This window comes from Blastococcus sp. SYSU D00820 (assembly GCF_054050695.1).
The window spans coordinates 564,379-577,650 of the sequence record NZ_JBJGZW010000001.1 but is presented as its reverse complement, the minus strand read 5'-3'; the positions used below and the strand labels follow the sequence as shown (position 1 = coordinate 577,650).

At 75.7% G+C, this 13,272-nt stretch carries 18 protein-coding genes; 7 read left to right on the top strand and 11 right to left on the bottom strand.

The window, feature by feature from the left end; all coding sequences use genetic code 11:
- Positions 1-102 precede the first annotated feature (102 nt).
- Entirely contained in the window at positions 103-1,116 is a 1,014-nt protein-coding gene (locus ACI79R_RS02765; RefSeq protein WP_456572274.1) for a helix-turn-helix domain-containing protein, read from the bottom strand.
- An 84-nt stretch (positions 1,117-1,200) separates the two neighbouring features.
- Here ACI79R_RS02765 and ACI79R_RS02760 point away from each other — a divergent pair, with 84 nt between their 5' ends.
- On the top strand, positions 1,201-1,410 hold the full coding sequence (locus tag ACI79R_RS02760; protein ID WP_456572047.1) for a hypothetical protein: 210 nt from the start codon (positions 1,201-1,203) through the stop codon (positions 1,408-1,410).
- 10 nt (positions 1,411-1,420) lie between these two features.
- Positions 1,421-1,642, top strand: a complete 222-nt coding sequence (locus ACI79R_RS02755; protein WP_456572046.1) for a DUF3072 domain-containing protein — start codon at positions 1,421-1,423, stop codon at positions 1,640-1,642.
- 18 nt (positions 1,643-1,660) lie between these two features.
- Here the strand turns inward: ACI79R_RS02755 and ACI79R_RS02750 are convergent, their stop codons facing one another.
- Together ACI79R_RS02750 and ACI79R_RS02745 are read right to left on the bottom strand one after the other, a co-directional pair.
- Positions 1,661-2,341, bottom strand: a complete 681-nt coding sequence (locus ACI79R_RS02750; RefSeq protein ID WP_456572045.1) for a winged helix-turn-helix domain-containing protein — start codon at positions 2,339-2,341, stop codon at positions 1,661-1,663.
- Positions 2,338-3,534, bottom strand: coding sequence for a sensor histidine kinase (locus tag ACI79R_RS02745; protein WP_456572044.1), 1,197 nt, complete (start codon positions 3,532-3,534; stop codon positions 2,338-2,340). The genes ACI79R_RS02750 and ACI79R_RS02745 overlap by 4 nt, the downstream gene beginning before the upstream one ends.
- A 218-nt stretch (positions 3,535-3,752) precedes the next feature.
- Here ACI79R_RS02745 and phoU point away from each other — a divergent pair, with 218 nt between their 5' ends.
- Positions 3,753-4,409, top strand: a complete 657-nt coding sequence (phoU, locus tag ACI79R_RS02740; RefSeq protein ID WP_456572043.1) for a phosphate signaling complex protein PhoU — start codon at positions 3,753-3,755, stop codon at positions 4,407-4,409.
- Positions 4,410-4,529: 120 nt separating this feature from the next.
- Here phoU and ACI79R_RS02735 read toward each other — a convergent pair whose 3' ends face one another.
- From ACI79R_RS02735 to mshA, 4 genes are read right to left on the bottom strand one after another with little or no spacing between them, the layout of a single operon-like run.
- Positions 4,530-5,288 (bottom strand): phosphoglyceromutase, encoded by a 759-nt coding sequence (locus tag ACI79R_RS02735; RefSeq protein WP_456572042.1) that lies wholly within the window; start codon positions 5,286-5,288, stop codon positions 4,530-4,532.
- A 34-nt stretch (positions 5,289-5,322) separates the two neighbouring features.
- A complete protein-coding gene (locus ACI79R_RS02730) occupies positions 5,323-5,625 on the bottom strand; it encodes a hypothetical protein (RefSeq protein ID WP_456572041.1) in 303 nt (100 codons plus the stop codon).
- A gap of 57 nt (positions 5,626-5,682) precedes the next feature.
- Complete coding sequence (locus ACI79R_RS02725; protein WP_456572040.1) at positions 5,683-6,228, bottom strand: YbjN domain-containing protein; 546 nt, start codon at positions 6,226-6,228, stop codon at positions 5,683-5,685.
- Positions 6,225-7,565: a D-inositol-3-phosphate glycosyltransferase gene (gene mshA, locus ACI79R_RS02720; RefSeq protein WP_456572039.1), complete on the bottom strand. Its 1,341-nt coding sequence runs from the start codon at positions 7,563-7,565 to the stop codon at positions 6,225-6,227. Before mshA ends, ACI79R_RS02725 begins: the two co-directional genes overlap by 4 nt.
- 123 nt (positions 7,566-7,688) lie before the next feature.
- Here mshA and ACI79R_RS02715 point away from each other — a divergent pair, with 123 nt between their 5' ends.
- Entirely contained in the window at positions 7,689-8,474 is a 786-nt protein-coding gene (locus ACI79R_RS02715) for an SDR family oxidoreductase (RefSeq protein WP_456572038.1), read from the top strand.
- A gap of 40 nt (positions 8,475-8,514) precedes the next feature.
- Here ACI79R_RS02715 and ACI79R_RS02710 read toward each other — a convergent pair whose 3' ends face one another.
- Entirely contained in the window at positions 8,515-9,522 is a 1,008-nt protein-coding gene (locus ACI79R_RS02710; RefSeq protein ID WP_456572037.1) for a UDP-N-acetylmuramate dehydrogenase, read from the bottom strand.
- A gap of 56 nt (positions 9,523-9,578) precedes the next feature.
- Between ACI79R_RS02710 and ACI79R_RS02705 the strand changes: the two genes are divergently transcribed.
- From ACI79R_RS02705 to ACI79R_RS02695, 3 genes are read left to right on the top strand one after another with little or no spacing between them, the layout of a single operon-like run.
- Positions 9,579-10,445 (top strand): class I SAM-dependent methyltransferase, encoded by an 867-nt coding sequence (locus tag ACI79R_RS02705; RefSeq protein WP_456572036.1) that lies wholly within the window; start codon positions 9,579-9,581, stop codon positions 10,443-10,445.
- Positions 10,442-11,296: a spermidine synthase gene (locus ACI79R_RS02700; RefSeq protein WP_456572035.1), complete on the top strand. Its 855-nt coding sequence runs from the start codon at positions 10,442-10,444 to the stop codon at positions 11,294-11,296. The genes ACI79R_RS02705 and ACI79R_RS02700 overlap by 4 nt, the downstream gene beginning before the upstream one ends.
- 32 nt (positions 11,297-11,328) lie before the next feature.
- The gene (locus tag ACI79R_RS02695; RefSeq protein ID WP_456572034.1) at positions 11,329-11,526 is read left to right on the top strand and encodes a PspC domain-containing protein; all 198 of its coding nucleotides are present in this window, start codon (positions 11,329-11,331) and stop codon (positions 11,524-11,526) included.
- A gap of 23 nt (positions 11,527-11,549) precedes the next feature.
- On the opposite strand, the gene ACI79R_RS02690 is transcribed toward ACI79R_RS02695, so the two are convergent.
- The 3 genes from ACI79R_RS02690 to ACI79R_RS02680 all read right to left on the bottom strand — a co-directional run bounded on the left by ACI79R_RS02690 (position 11,550) and on the right by ACI79R_RS02680 (position 13,251).
- Positions 11,550-11,834, bottom strand: a complete 285-nt coding sequence (locus ACI79R_RS02690) for a DUF2516 family protein (protein ID WP_456572033.1) — start codon at positions 11,832-11,834, stop codon at positions 11,550-11,552.
- A gap of 119 nt (positions 11,835-11,953) precedes the next feature.
- A complete protein-coding gene (locus tag ACI79R_RS02685) occupies positions 11,954-12,760 on the bottom strand; it encodes a hypothetical protein (protein WP_456572032.1) in 807 nt (268 codons plus the stop codon).
- A complete protein-coding gene (locus tag ACI79R_RS02680; protein WP_456572031.1) occupies positions 12,757-13,251 on the bottom strand; it encodes a helix-turn-helix domain-containing protein in 495 nt (164 codons plus the stop codon). Before ACI79R_RS02680 ends, ACI79R_RS02685 begins: the two co-directional genes overlap by 4 nt.
- Between the last annotated feature and the right edge of the window lie 21 nt (positions 13,252-13,272).

Here is a 13,272-nt window from a genome sequence, read left to right as displayed (position 1 = left end):
GAGGCTGGCGACGCAGCCGCATGCTGCCCTCCGCGGTTCCGCAAGAACTGCGCAAGAACCGCCGCCGCGACCGCCGGAGGACCGGTCGCCGGCGGCGGGGCGCTACGCGGCCGGCTCCTCCGCCGCCGCGCGGCCCGCCGCGGCGAGGGCGGCCGGCCGGCGGAAGGTCTGCCGGTACGCGCGCGGGGAGACACCGCGCCGGCGGGTGAACTGCTCGCGCAGCCCCGCGGCGGTGCCGAAGCCGACCAGCCGGGCGATCTCCTCGACCGGGGCGTCGGTGTCCTCGAGCAGCGCCTCGGCCGCGGCCAGCCGCTGACCGAGCAGCCAGGCGTGCGGCGTCGTCCCGGTGGCGGCCTTGAACCGGCGGGCGAAGCTGCGCGGGCTCATCAGCGCCCGGCGGGCCAGCTGCTCGACGGTGATCTCCTCGGCCAGGTGACCCTGGGCCCACTCCAGGACGACGCCGAGCAGGTCGTCCTCGCAGCGGGCCACCGGCGCGTCGATGTACTGCGCCTGGCCGCCGTCGCGGTGCGGCGGGACGACCATCTCGCGCGCGATGGCGTTGGCCGCCGCCGCGCCCCACTCCCGGCGGACCAGGTGCAGCATCGTGTCGACGCCGGCGGCGGTGCCCGCCCCGGTGATGACCGTGCCGCAGTCGACGTAGAGGACCCGGGGGTCGACCTCGACGGCGGGGTAGCGGGCGGCCAGCTCGCCGGCGTAGCGCCAGTGCGTGGTGGCCCGGCAGCCGTCGAGCAGGCCGGCCTCGGCGACCACGAACGCGCCGGTGCAGTGGCTGACCACCAGCGCTCCGCGGGCGTGCGCCGCGCGCAGCCCGTCCAGCAGCGCGACCGGCGGGCGGTGCGCGAACAGCTCCCAGGCGGTCACCAGCACGATGTCGGAGCGGTCCAGCCGGTCCAGCCCGTGCTCGACGGTGATGCCGATGCCGGTGTCGGTGCGCAGGAGGCCCGGCCGGTCGCTGACCAGGGCGAAGTCGAACTGCGGCAGGCCCATGGCCCGGCGGTCGTAGCCGAAGAACTCGGTGGCCACGCCCAGGCCGAAGCTGCCCACGAGGCCGTCGGCGACGACGGCGCTCACCACGACGGGACGGTCGGTCGGCATCACGGCTGCATGATGGCAGAGATCCTGCGATCGATGTCACTCCCGCCACTCGTCCGCAGCGGGCGCGCGCGCCAGGCTCGTCCCATGTTGCTGATCACCTGCCCCGTCACCAGGACCGACGAGCTGGTCGCCGACCGGCGGATCCGATCGGTCACCAACCACCCCACGCACGTGGCGATGTCCGTCGAGTGCCCCGCGTGCGGCAGCGTGCACGTCTACCGCACCGGCCGGCGGTGGGAGGACGCCCGCCGGGCGGTCGCCGCTCGACCTGCGGAGCAGCTCGCCTCGGCCTAGGCTCGAACACATGAGCGAATCGAACCGCACCACCGGTCAGGCCGGCGACCCCACCGCGGAGAAGGACCCGTCGGACTGGGTGACCGGCGGCGAGCCCGCCACCGGCGCGCAGAAGAGCTACCTGGAGACCCTCGCCCGCGAGGCCGGCGAGGAGGTCCCCGACGACCTCAGCAAGGCCGACGCCTCGCGCAAGATCGACGAGCTGCAGGAGGAGACCGGCCGGGGATCCTGACGCGGCCGGTCCCCTTGCTCAGGCCTCGAACTTGTAGCCGAGGCCGCGGACGGTGACCAGGTACTTCGGGTTGGCCGGGTCGGGCTCGATCTTGGCGCGCAGCCGCTTGACGTGGACGTCGAGGGTCTTGGTGTCGCCCACGTAGTCCGAGCCCCACACCCGGTCGATCAGCTGCCCGCGGGTGAGCACCCGGCCGGCGTTGCGGAGCAGCAGCTCCAGGAGGTCGAACTCCTTGAGCGGCAGCGCCACCGGCTCGCCGTCCACGGAGACCACGTGCCGCTCGACGTCCATCCGGACCGGGCCGGCCTCCAGCGCGGCCTCGGCGACCGCCTCGGGCTCGCCGCGGCGGCGGAGCACCGCGCGGATGCGGGCGACGAGCTCGCGGGCGGAGTAGGGCTTGGTGACGTAGTCGTCGGCGCCCAGCTCCAGGCCGACGACCTTGTCGATCTCGGCGTCCTTGGCCGTGAGCATGATGATCGGCACCGCGCTGCGGCTGCGCAGCGTGCGGCACACCTCGGTGCCCGACAGGCCGGGCAGCATGAGGTCCAGCAGCACGATGTCCGCACCGCCCCGGTCGAACTCGGCGAGCGCGTCGGGGCCGGTGCCGGCCACCACCGCATCGAAGCCCTCGCGCCGCAGCATGTACGACAACGCGTCGGAGAAGGACTCCTCGTCCTCCACGACCAGCACCCGGGTCATGTCCGTCCCTCTCGTTCCCCGCCGTCGTGCTCGACGGCGGACGTCTCGCGGTCGGCGCCGTCGAGGACCGCGAGCGGGATGCGGAGGGTGAACGTCGACCCCAGCCCCTCCTCGCTCCAGACGGAGACCGAGCCGCCGTGGTTGCTGGCCACGTGCTTGACGATGGCCAGGCCCAGGCCGGTCCCGCCGGTGCTCGAGGCACGCGACTGGTCGACCCGGTAGAAGCGCTCGAAGATGCGGGCGCGGTCCTTCCGCGGGATGCCGATCCCGCTGTCGGTGACCGCGATCTCGGCGAAGCCGGAGCGGGCCCGCGCCGCGACGGCGATCCGCGTGCCCTGCGGGCTGTAGGCGACGGCGTTGGCCAGCAGGTTGGTGACCGCGGTGGCCAGCTGCGACTCCACCCCGTTGACCACCAGCCCGCGCTCCCCGCCGACCGCCAGCTCGATGTCCTTGGCGGCGGCGGCCAGCCCGGTGCGGTCGGCCGCCTCGTGCAGCACCGTGTCCACCTCGACCGGAGCCAGCTCCGGCAGCGGCTCGCCACCCTGCAGGCGGGAGAGGTCGATCAGCTCGCGCACCAGCCGGGCCAGCCGGTCGGCCTCGCGGGCCATCCGCCCGGCGAAGCGCTGCACGGTCTCGGGGTCGTCGGCGGCGTCCTGGACGGCCTCGGCCAGCAGCGCCAGCGCGCCGACCGGCGTCTTCAGCTCGTGCCCGACGTTGGCGACGAAGTCACGGCGCACCGCCTCGACCCGGCGCGCCTCGGTGACGTCCTGCAGCACCAGGGCCACCGGCCCGGCCACGGGCGCCGGACCGCTCTCCAGCCGCACCCCGTGCACCCCCACCAGCCGGGGACCGGCGCCCACCAGATCGCCGGGCAGCTGGACGTCGGCGCGCCGGCTGCCGCCCGAGCGGACCTGCCGCGACAGCCGGAGCAGGTCGGGCACCAGCAGCCGGGAGTCGCGGACGATGCCCAGCGCGCGGGCCGCGGGGTTGGCCAGCAGGACGGCGTCGTCGACGTCGAGGACGACGACCGCGGGGTCCATGAGGTCCAGCAGCCGCCGCGCCAGGCTCTGCTCGGCGACGGACGCGGGGACGGCGGGCACCGGCTCGGCCGTCCGGCGCCGCACGGAGAGGACGACCGCGACCAGGGCACCCCCCACGACGAGGCCGGTCACGAGGGCGACCAGCGGGCTCACGCGGCCGATGCTAGGCCGGGTGGCGACAGCGTCATCCCCCGTCCGGGTGGCGGCGCCGATGGGGCCGGGACTGTTCACGTTGCCGTGGACCGGCGTTCACCTCGCGGATTGGTCGCGGGTCAGGGGGCCGACCTAGCCTCGATACCGGCGGGACACCGAGCACAGGTGCCCCACACTGCAGTGCCGCGGCCCACGCCCGGCCAGGAGGAGGGATCCCCGTGCGGGAGCAGTACCGCGAGGAACTCGAGGACATCAACGCCTGCCTGGTGGAGCTGGCGAACTCCGTCGGCTCGGCGATGAGCACCGCCACCACCGCCCTCCTCGACGCCGACGTCGCGCTGGCCGACCTGGTGATCGCCGGCGACGAGCGGATCGACGCGGTGCGGGAGAGCATCGAGGAGCGCTGCTTCACCCTCCTGGCCCGCCAGCAGCCGGTGGCCACGGACCTGCGCACGATCACCGCCGCCATGCGGATCGTCGGCGACCTCGAGCGCATGGGTGACCTCGCCGTCCACGTGGCCAAGGTGGCGCGCATGCGCTTCCCCGACCCGGCGGTGCCCCAGGAGGTGCGGCCGATCTTCCTGGAGGCCGGCCACGTGGCCGAGAGCCTGGTGACCCAGACCGCGACGGTCATCGCCAAGCTCGACGTCGAGGCCGCCGCCCAGCTCGAGGCCGAGGACGACCTCATGGACCAGCTGCACCGCCAGCTGTTCCGCGAGCTGCTCTCCGAGGACTGGCCGCACGGCATCGAGTCGGCGATCGACCTGACCCTGCTCGGCCGCTTCTACGAGCGGTTCGCCGACCACGCGGTCAGCGTGGCGCGCCGGGTGGTCTACCTGGTGACCGGCGAGCGGGAGATGACGCAGCCCACCTGACCGCGGCCAGGTGCCGTCCCCCGAGCGGGGGCCCGGAGGGTCCCCGAGGAACCGCGAGTCCGGCTCGGCGCAGGCCGGGGACGGCCCCTGGCCGCGGTCGTCGGCCGGAGGCCGACAGTGTCAGCGCTTGCCCTGGTTCTTGACCGCCTCGATCGCCGCGGCGGCGGCCTCGGGGTCGAGGTACTGCCCGCCCGGCTGCAGCGGCCGCAGGTCGTCGTCCAGGTCGTAGCGCAGCGGGACGCCGGTCGGGATGTTCAGCCCGACCACCTCCTGCTCGCCCATGCCGTCCAGGTGCTTCACCAGGGCGCGCAGGCTGTTGCCGTGCGCGGCCACGAGCACGGTCAGGCCGGCGCGCAGGTCGGGGACGATCGCGTCGTACCAGTACGGCAGCATCCGGACGACGACGTCGGCCAGGCACTCGGTCGCCGGCCGCACCTCCGGCGGCAGCATCGCGTAGCGCGCGTCGCCGTCCTGGCTGTACTCGCTGCCGGCCTCGATCGGGGGCGGGGGCGTGTCGTAGGAGCGCCGCCAGATCATGAACTGCTCCTCGCCGTACTCGGCGAGGGTCGCGGCCTTGTCCTTGCCCTGGAGGGCGCCGTAGTGCCGCTCGTTGAGCCGCCACGAGCGCTTCACCGGGATCCACTGCCGGTCGGCCTCGTGCAGGGCCAGCTCGGCGGTCATGATCGCCCGGCGCAGCAGCGAGGTGTGCGAGACGTCGGGCAGCAGCCCGTGCTCGGCCAGCAGCCGGCCGCCGCGGGCGGCCTCGGCACGGCCCTTCTCCGACAGGGGCACGTCGACCCAGCCGGTGAAGAGGTTGGCCTTGTTCCACTCGCTCTCGCCATGGCGGAGCAGCACCAGCGTCCCAGTCACGCCGGTCATCCTGCCCGACGCCCCGCGGGCGGGCAGGAGCAGCTCAGCCGGCGAGCGCCGGCCAGACCAGCCAGAGCTCGTACAGCGCCGGCGGCAGGAGCCCGAGCAGCAGCCACGGGCTGCGCACCCGGCGCGCCGCGCCCCAGCGCAGCGCGGCCACCAGCCCGATGCTGCAGACCACCGACACGCCCAGCCACAGCACCACCGCGGAGACGTCGGGCACGAGCAGCTGGGCGAACACCAGCTGCACCGCGCACAGCAGCAGGGGGTAGACCAGGGCCGAGGCCGCGACCACGCCGGCCAGGGCGCGCACGAAGCGCTCCTGCGCGGTGCTGCTGCCCTGCACGCGGTCCACGCTAGCCGCTGCGCCGCCTCCTGGACGGCCGAAACGGAACCGGACGGGTCAGCTGGAGGTCGCGCCCGGCCGGCGGGTGGGGTCGGCGAAGGCGGCGAACGCCTCCAGGTTGCGCAGCGACTCCCCGCGCTTGACCCGCCATTCCCACTCGCGGCGGATCGAGGTGCCGAAGCCGATCTCGAGCATCGTGTTGAACGAGTCGTCGGCGTAGCTCAGCACCGCGCCGAGCAGCCGGTCCAGCTCCTCGGGCGTGACCGCGGCGTGCGGCAGCCGGCCGGTGAGGTAGACGTCGCCGACGGTGTCCACGCTGAACGCCACCCCGTACATGCGGGCGTTGCGCTGCAGCAGGAAGGTCCACAGCTGCTCGCGGTTCTCGTCGGGCTGGCGGCAGACGAACGCCTCCACCCGCAGCGCGTGCTCGCCGACGATCAGTCCGCAGACCGTCTTGAGCTTCTTGGTGCCGGGCAGGTCGACCAGCCAGCGGCCCGGCGCGGGGTGCTCGTGCACCAGCTCGCTGTCGCGCAGCGTCCGGTCGATGACCGCGTCGAGCTCCTCGACGGTCCGCCGCCGCTGCTCGGGGCCGGGCACGCTCACCGGGCCACCTGCGCCCCCGGCACGGCCCGCAGGCCGCCCAACAGCCGCTCGGCGGCCGGCCGGCGCCGTGCGGCACCGGCCATCTCGCGGGCGGCGGCGGTGTAGGCCGCGACGAGGGAGTCCACCGTGCGGTCCCAGGAGAACCCGCAGGCGTGCCGGCGGGCGCCGGCGGCCAGCAGCTCCCGCCGGGCCAGCACCGAGCGGATCGCCGCGGCGTAGGCGGCGGGGTCGCGGCCGTCGACCAGGACGCCGGAGACGCCGTCGCGCACCGCCGTCCGCAGGCCGCCGACGGCGGCGGCGACCACCGGGGTGCCGCAGGCCTGCGCCTCCAGGGCGACCAGGCCGAAGGACTCGTTGTGGCTGGGGACCACGGCGACGTCGGCCGCGCGGAAGTGCTGGGCCAGCTGCTCGGGGTGCTGCGGCGGCAGGAAGCGGACGACGTCGGCGATGCCCAGCGCGTCGGCCAGCTGCTGCAGCTGGCGCGGCGCGTCCAGGCCCGACCCGCTGGGGGCGCCGATCACGTCGACCCGCAGCCGGGCGCGCAGCGCCGGCTCGTCGGCGAGCATCCGGGCCGCGGCCTCCAGCAGCAGGTCGGGGGCCTTGAGCGGCTGGATGCGGCCGACGAACAGCAGCAGGACGGCGTCGTCGGGGACGCCGGCCGCGCGCCGGGCCGCGGCGCGGTCGCCGGGCGCGTAGCGGTCGAGGTCCACCCCGGGCGGGACCACGAGCGTGCGGCGCGGATCGGCGCCGTAGTGGGTGACCAGCTGGCGGGCCTCGTCCTCGGTGTTGGCGATCAGCCGGTCGGCCTCGGCCACCACCTGCTCCTCGCCGATGACCCGCGCTCGCGGCTCGGGCCGGTCGCCGGCGGCCAGCGCGGCGTTCTTCACCTTGGCCAGGGTGTGCGCGCTGTGGATCAGCGGCACGCTCCAGCGGTCGCGGGCCAGCCAGCCGACCTGGCCCGACAGCCAGTAGTGCGAGTGGACGACGTCGTAGAACCCGGGCTCGTGCTGGGCCTCCTCGCGCAGCACGGCGGCGGTGAACGCGCACAGCTGCGCGGGCAGCTCCTCCTTGCCCAGCCCCTCGAACGGCCCGGCGCTGACGTGCCGCACGGTCACCCCGGGGCTCATCTCGACCACCGGCGGCAGGTGGCTGGAGGTGGCGCGGGTGAACACGTCGACGGCGATGCCCCGCTCGGCCAGCCGGCGGGAGACCTCGACGATGTAGACGTTCATGCCGCCGGCGTCCCCGGCCCCGGGCTGGTCCAGCGGGCTGGTGTGCACCGAGAGCGTGGCGACCCGGCGGGGTGTCCCGCGGTCGAAGCGGCGGCGAGCAGCCACGCGCGACCTCCCGCCTGCGGATGTCCTCTGTCGTCGAGCCGGTGTGCGCGTCGCCGGGCCCGGAACGGGTCGGGAGGACACCCCTGTCGGCCCTCCATCCTGCAACAGCGCGAGGATGGGCACATGTCCGGTCCCCTCCCCGCCCCCTCCTCCGGTGCCGGCGCGCTGCCCGGCGCCGGGCGCACCGCCGTCGTCACCGGGGCCTCGAGCGGGATCGGGGCGGCCACCGCGACCCGGCTGGCCGCCGAGGGCTTCGACGTCGTCGTCGCCGCGAGGCGCACCGACCGGCTGGCCGAGCTGGCCGGGCGGATCGGCGCCCGCGCGCTGCCGCTGGACGTCACCGACCCCGCGTCGGTCGACGCGTTCGCCGGCGCGCTGGACCGGGTCGACGTCCTGGTCAACAACGCCGGCGGGGCGTTCGACGCCGCGTCGGTGGCCGAGGCCGACCTGGACTCCTGGGCGCGCACCTACGAGGTCAACGTGCTGGGCACGGTGCGGCTCACCCGGGCGCTGCTGCCGGCGCTGCGCGCCTCCGGCGCCGGCGACGTGCTGTTCGTGAGCTCCACGGCGGCGCTGATCAGCTACGAGGGCGGCGCGAGCTACACCGCGGCCAAGCACGCCGTGCACACCCTCGCCGAGACGCTGCGGCTGGAGGAGGTCGGGCGGCCGATCCGGGTGATCGAGATCGCACCGGGGATGGTGCGCACCGAGGAGTTCTCGCTCAACCGGCTGGGCTCCGCCGACGCCGCCGATGCCGTCTACCGGGGCGTGCGCGAGCCGCTGGTCGCCGAGGACGTCGCCGACTGCATCGCCTGGGCGGTCACCCGGCCGCACCACGTGAACGTCGACCTGCTCGTCGTCCGGCCGCGGGCGCAGGCGGCCCAGCACAAGGTGCACCGGGAAGGCTGACGGAGTGCCAGGGCGCGGAGAACGCGTCCCTCCCACTCCACTAGGGCCGGACGGCGGTCGGCTCCCGGTCCAGCGTGACCCCGAAGCGGTCCCGCACCGTCGCCACGACGCGGTCGGCGTAGGCCAGCAGCTCCCCGGCCGTGGCGCCGTCCTCGGTGGTCAGCGCCAGGCTGTGCCGGGACGACGTGCCCACCCGGCCCTCCCGGGTGCCGCGGCCGAACCCGGCCGACTGCACCAGCCAGGCGGCGCTGAGCTTGACAGCCCCCTCGCCGGCCGGCCAGCTCGGGCAGCCCTCGACGGCCCGCGTCGCCGGCACGATCGGGTTGGTGAAGAACGACCCGGCGCTGCGGCTGTCGGGGTCGGTGGGGTCCCACACCATGCCCTTGCCGCGGCGCAGCCCGAGGACGGCGGCGCGCACGTCGGCCAGCGGCGCCCGCTCCCCCAGCTCGACGCCGAGGGCGCGGGCCAGCTCGGCGTAGCCCACGGGCTTGGACAGGAGGCTCTCCTCCAGGGCGAAGGACACGGTGAGGACGACGAACCGGCCGGGCTCCCGCTTGAGCCGGCTGTCGCGGTAGGCGAACGCGCAGTCGGCCGGGGTCAGCACGCGCTCGCGGTCCTCGGCGCGGTCGTACACCCGCACCGCGGTGATCGTCTGGGCGACCTCCTGGCCGTAGGCGCCGACGTTCTGCACCGGCGTGGCCCCGGTCGAGCCGGGGATGCCGGCCATCGCCTCCATGCCGGCCAGCCCGCCGTCGACGGTGGCGGCGACCAGGTCGTCCCAGGGCTCGCCGGCCTGCACCTCGAGCGCGCCGCCCGTGCGGGCGATCCCCCGCGACCGCACCAGGACGACGTCGCCCGGCCACCCCTCGTCGGGACCGATGACGTTGGATCCGCCACCGAGCACCAGCAGCGGCCGGCCCGCCGCGTCGGCCTCCCGCACCGCGGCCACCAGCTCGCCGGCGGAGGTGACCTCGACCAGCCGGTCGATCGGCCCGCCCACCCCCAGGGTGGTGAGCTGGGCGAGGGTGGCATCGCGTCGGACCTGCACGACCCCACGCTAACCGCGACTACCCTCGGGACCGGTGAGCGCAGGACGGTGAGCAGGTGACGCGCAGCGGCGCGGGCGACGACCACAAGCGCCGGGCGTCACTGGCCCCCGGGAAGAAGGCGCCCCGGCTGGCGGCCGGGCGGGCCCGGGCGCTCGGGCTGCCCACGCGCGGCACCACCAACGCCAACCGGCTGCGCCGGGTCGACCGCTGGCTGCTGGCCACCCAGGTGCCGCGGCTGCGCGACGCCGCCCGCCCGCTGGTCGTCGACCTCGGCTACGGCGCCTCGGCGGTGACCACCGTGGAGCTCGCGGAGCGGCTGGCGCCGGAGGTCCCCGGCCTGGAGGTCGTCGGGCTGGAGATCGACCCGGAGCGGGTGGCCGCGGTGGCCGACGACCGCGATCCGCCGCGGCTGGATTTCCGGGTCGGCGGGTTCGAGCTGGCCGGGCTGCAGCCGGTGCTGGTGCGGGCGTTCAACGTGCTCCGCCAGTACGACGAGGCCTCGGCCGCGCGCGCCTGGGAGACGATGTGCGCCGCGCTCGGCCCCGGCGGCCTGCTGGTGGAGGGCACCTGCGACGAGTGGGGACGCCGCTCGACCTGGGTGGCCCTCGACGCCGACGGCCCGCTGACGCTCACCCTGGCCGCCCGGGTCGGCGACCTGGAGGCGCCGTCCGACCTCGCCGAGCGGCTGCCCAAGGCGCTGATCCACCACAACGTGCCCGGGCAGCCCGTGCACGAGTTCCTCCGCGCGTTCGACGCCGCCTGGGCGGCCGCGGCGGGGATGTCGGCGTTCGGCCCGCGCCAGCGCTGGGTGGCGGCGGTGCAGGCGCTGGCCGACCAGGGCTGGCCGCTGGTCGGGTCCACGCGGCGGTGGCGGCACGGCGAGGTGACGGTCCGCTGGTCGGCCGTGGCGCCGCCCTCGTGAGCCGGCGCGACGCCGATCCGGCACCGGGCCGGGTCGAGGTGGACGGCGGGACGGCGGAGCTGCTCGGCGACGCCGACCGCGAGGGCGCCTGGGTGCTGCTGGTCGACGACACCCCGCAGTCCCACGTGGACCTGGCCGACCCCGGCCACCTGGAGTTCGAGTACGTGCGCCGGATGGGCCACGTGCTCGACCTCGCCGCGCCCGAGGGCCGGCCGCTGGACGTGCTGCACCTCGGCGGCGGGGCGCTCACCCTCCCTCGCTACGTGGCGGTGACCCGCCCCGGCTCCCGGCAGCGGGTGGTGGAGCTCGACGAGCGGCTCACCGAGCTGGTGCGCACCCGCCTGCCGCTCCCCCGGGGGGCGCGGGTCCGGGTACGCCCCGCCGACGCCCGCGCGGGGCTGGCGGCGACGCACGACGCGAGCTGCGACGTCGTCCTCAGCGACGTCTTCGCCGGCGCGCGCACGCCGGCGCACCTCACCACGGTCGAGTACGCCGCGCAGGCGCGCCGGGTGCTGCGGCCGGGCGGGGTGTTCGCGGCCAACGTCGCCGACGGCCCCCCGCTGCGGTTCGCCCGCGGCCAGGTGGCGACGCTGCGCGCCGTCTTCGCGCACGTGCTGCTGGTGGCCGAGCCGGGGACGCTGCGCGGGCGGCGCTTCGGCAACCTGGTGGCGGTCGCCTCGGACGCGCCACTGCCGGTCGCGGCGCTCACCCGGCGCTGCGCGGGCGACCCGATGCCCTCGCGGGTGGTGGAGGGCGCCGACCTCGACCGGTTCGCCGGGGACGCCGTGCCGGTCACCGACGCGGACGCGGTGCCCTCCCCCGCGCCGCCGCCGGGGGTCTTCAACCGCTGACCGGATCGCCCGGGAGGGCCTACGGTCGGGTCATGACCGCGCCCGCACGCCGACTCCGCCGCGATCCCCGCTCCGCCGTCCTGGGCGGTGTGTGCGCGGGCATCGCCCGCCGCTACGGGATCTCCACCCGCCGGCTGCGGCTGGCGTTCGTGGTCTCCTGCATCCTGCCGGGCCCGCAGATCGTGGCCTACCTCGTGCTGTGGGTGCTCATCCCCGCCGAGCGGTACTGAGCCCGGCGCATCGGGCCCCGGGCTCACCAGCCGGTGTTGCCCCGGCGCAGCCCGCGCACGGCCGGCCGCACGTCGACCAGGTAGACCACCGCGGCGATGACCGCCGGCAGCCCGAGGAAGCTCATCGGGCCCTGCCAGTAGAGGACCAGCCCGGCCAGCGCGGTGATCGCCAGCCACGCGGGCTTGGTGAGCTTGCCCGTGGCGACGTAGCTGCCCGCCGGGCGGATCAGGGCGTCGACGAAGGCCCACGCAGTGAGGGCGAGGGTGGCGTAGTACAGGCCGACGAGCAGCAGGCCGTCGAACGACATGCCTGGAGGGTACCCGCCGGGAGCGCTCCGTCCGGCCTCCGCGCGGAGAACTCACCCGGACAGGACAGGGCCCCGGAGCGCTGTCGCAGCTCCGGGGCCCTGGTCCGTGGGACCCGAGGTCAGTCGTTCTTGGCGGGAACGGCCGTGGGGTCGGTGCGCTTGGCGGTGCGGGCGCGGGTCACGCGGGCGGAGGTGCCCTTCGCCGCGGGGGTGGCGCGCTTGGCCGCCGAGCTCTTCTTGACCGGCTTGGTCGCGGGCTTCTCGGCGTCGGCCAGCTCGGCCTTCACCGAGTCGGCGGCCTCGTCGACGGCCTTCTCCGCCTTGCCGGCGGCCTTGGCGGTCTTCGCGGCGGCCTTCTGCACCACCGAGGTCACCTCGTTGGAGGCCTCGGTGACGGTCTCGGCGGTCTCCTCGAGCACGTCCTCGAGGCGGTCCTCGACGGCGTCGACGGCGCGCTCGGTGCGGGCGATGACCGTGCGGAAGCCCGGGGAGCGGCGCAGCTCGTCGAGGACGCCGGCGCCGCGCTCGGCCAGCTGCTCGACGGTGGCGACGGCCTGGGTGCGGGCGGTCTCGACCAGCTCGGCCACGGTGGCGCGGACGGTCTCGGGGTTCACCGCGGAGACCAGCTGGGTGGCGGTGCTGCGGGCCTGGGAGACGGCGCCGCGGGCACGGCCGGCGGCCTCCTCGGCGCGGGTCCGGGCCTCCTTGGCGGCCAGGTCGGCCTGCACCTGGGCCTCGCCCGGGAGCGACTCGGCGCGGGCGACGAGCTGGCCGACGACGGCGCGGGCGCGCTCGACGGCCAGGTCACCGGCGCCGACGAGGGCGAGCACCGGGGTGCGGCCGCGCCCGGCGATCTGCTCGGCGACGGTGCGGCCCTGGGCGACGGCGGTCTCGCCGTAGGTCTTGAGGGTCTGGGCGGGGGTCATGCCGACTCCTTCGTGGTGGGGGTCTGGGGTGCGGGGGCGGGCTGCGTGGCGTGCTCGCGGACGTAGGTCTCGTAGAGCTCCAGCAGCACGGCCTTGTGCCGTTCGGAGAGCGCGGGATCGGACCGGATGGCCGCGACCGTGTCCGGGTTGCCGGCCCGGCGGTCGAGGATCCCGGCCTGCTCGTAGAGCGTCTCGGCCGAGATCTTCAGCCCGCGGGCGATGGCGGCGAGGATCTCCGCCGACGGCTTGCGCAGACCGCGTTCCACCTGCGAGAGGTAGGGGTTGCTCACCCCGGCGGTGCGGGCCAGCTCGCGGAGCGACACCCGGGCGGCGTTGCGCTGCTCCCGGATGAACTCCCCGACCTGCGAGCCGACCGCCGAGACGTCGCCGGACTTCTCGGCGACGGTCTCCGCGACGCTGCCCGCGAGGGCGTCCACCTTCTCGCGGACGGTGGTCACCTGCTCGCGGACGAACTCGCCGGGTGTCTGCACGTCTCCGACGCTAACCGCGGG

Excerpts from the sequence above, each read along its gene's own strand:
- ACI79R_RS02760 (WP_456572047.1), top strand. The coding sequence starts at position 1,201 with ATGTTGCTGATCACCTGCCCCGTCACCAGGACCGACGAGCTGGTCGCC.
- ACI79R_RS02685 (WP_456572032.1), bottom strand. The coding sequence starts at position 12,760 with ATGACCCCCGCCCAGACCCTCAAGACCTACGGCGAGACCGCCGTCGCC.
- ACI79R_RS02755 (WP_456572046.1), top strand. The coding sequence starts at position 1,421 with ATGAGCGAATCGAACCGCACCACCGGTCAGGCCGGCGACCCCACCGCG.
- ACI79R_RS02715 (WP_456572038.1), top strand. The coding sequence starts at position 7,689 with ATGTCCGGTCCCCTCCCCGCCCCCTCCTCCGGTGCCGGCGCGCTGCCC.
- ACI79R_RS02690 (WP_456572033.1), bottom strand. The coding sequence starts at position 11,834 with ATGTCGTTCGACGGCCTGCTGCTCGTCGGCCTGTACTACGCCACCCTC.
- ACI79R_RS02735 (WP_456572042.1), bottom strand. The coding sequence starts at position 5,288 with ATGACCGGCGTGACTGGGACGCTGGTGCTGCTCCGCCATGGCGAGAGC.
- ACI79R_RS02695 (WP_456572034.1), top strand. The coding sequence starts at position 11,329 with ATGACCGCGCCCGCACGCCGACTCCGCCGCGATCCCCGCTCCGCCGTC.
- ACI79R_RS02765 (WP_456572274.1), bottom strand. The coding sequence starts at position 1,116 with ATGCCGACCGACCGTCCCGTCGTGGTGAGCGCCGTCGTCGCCGACGGC.
- ACI79R_RS02750 (WP_456572045.1), bottom strand. The coding sequence starts at position 2,341 with ATGACCCGGGTGCTGGTCGTGGAGGACGAGGAGTCCTTCTCCGACGCG.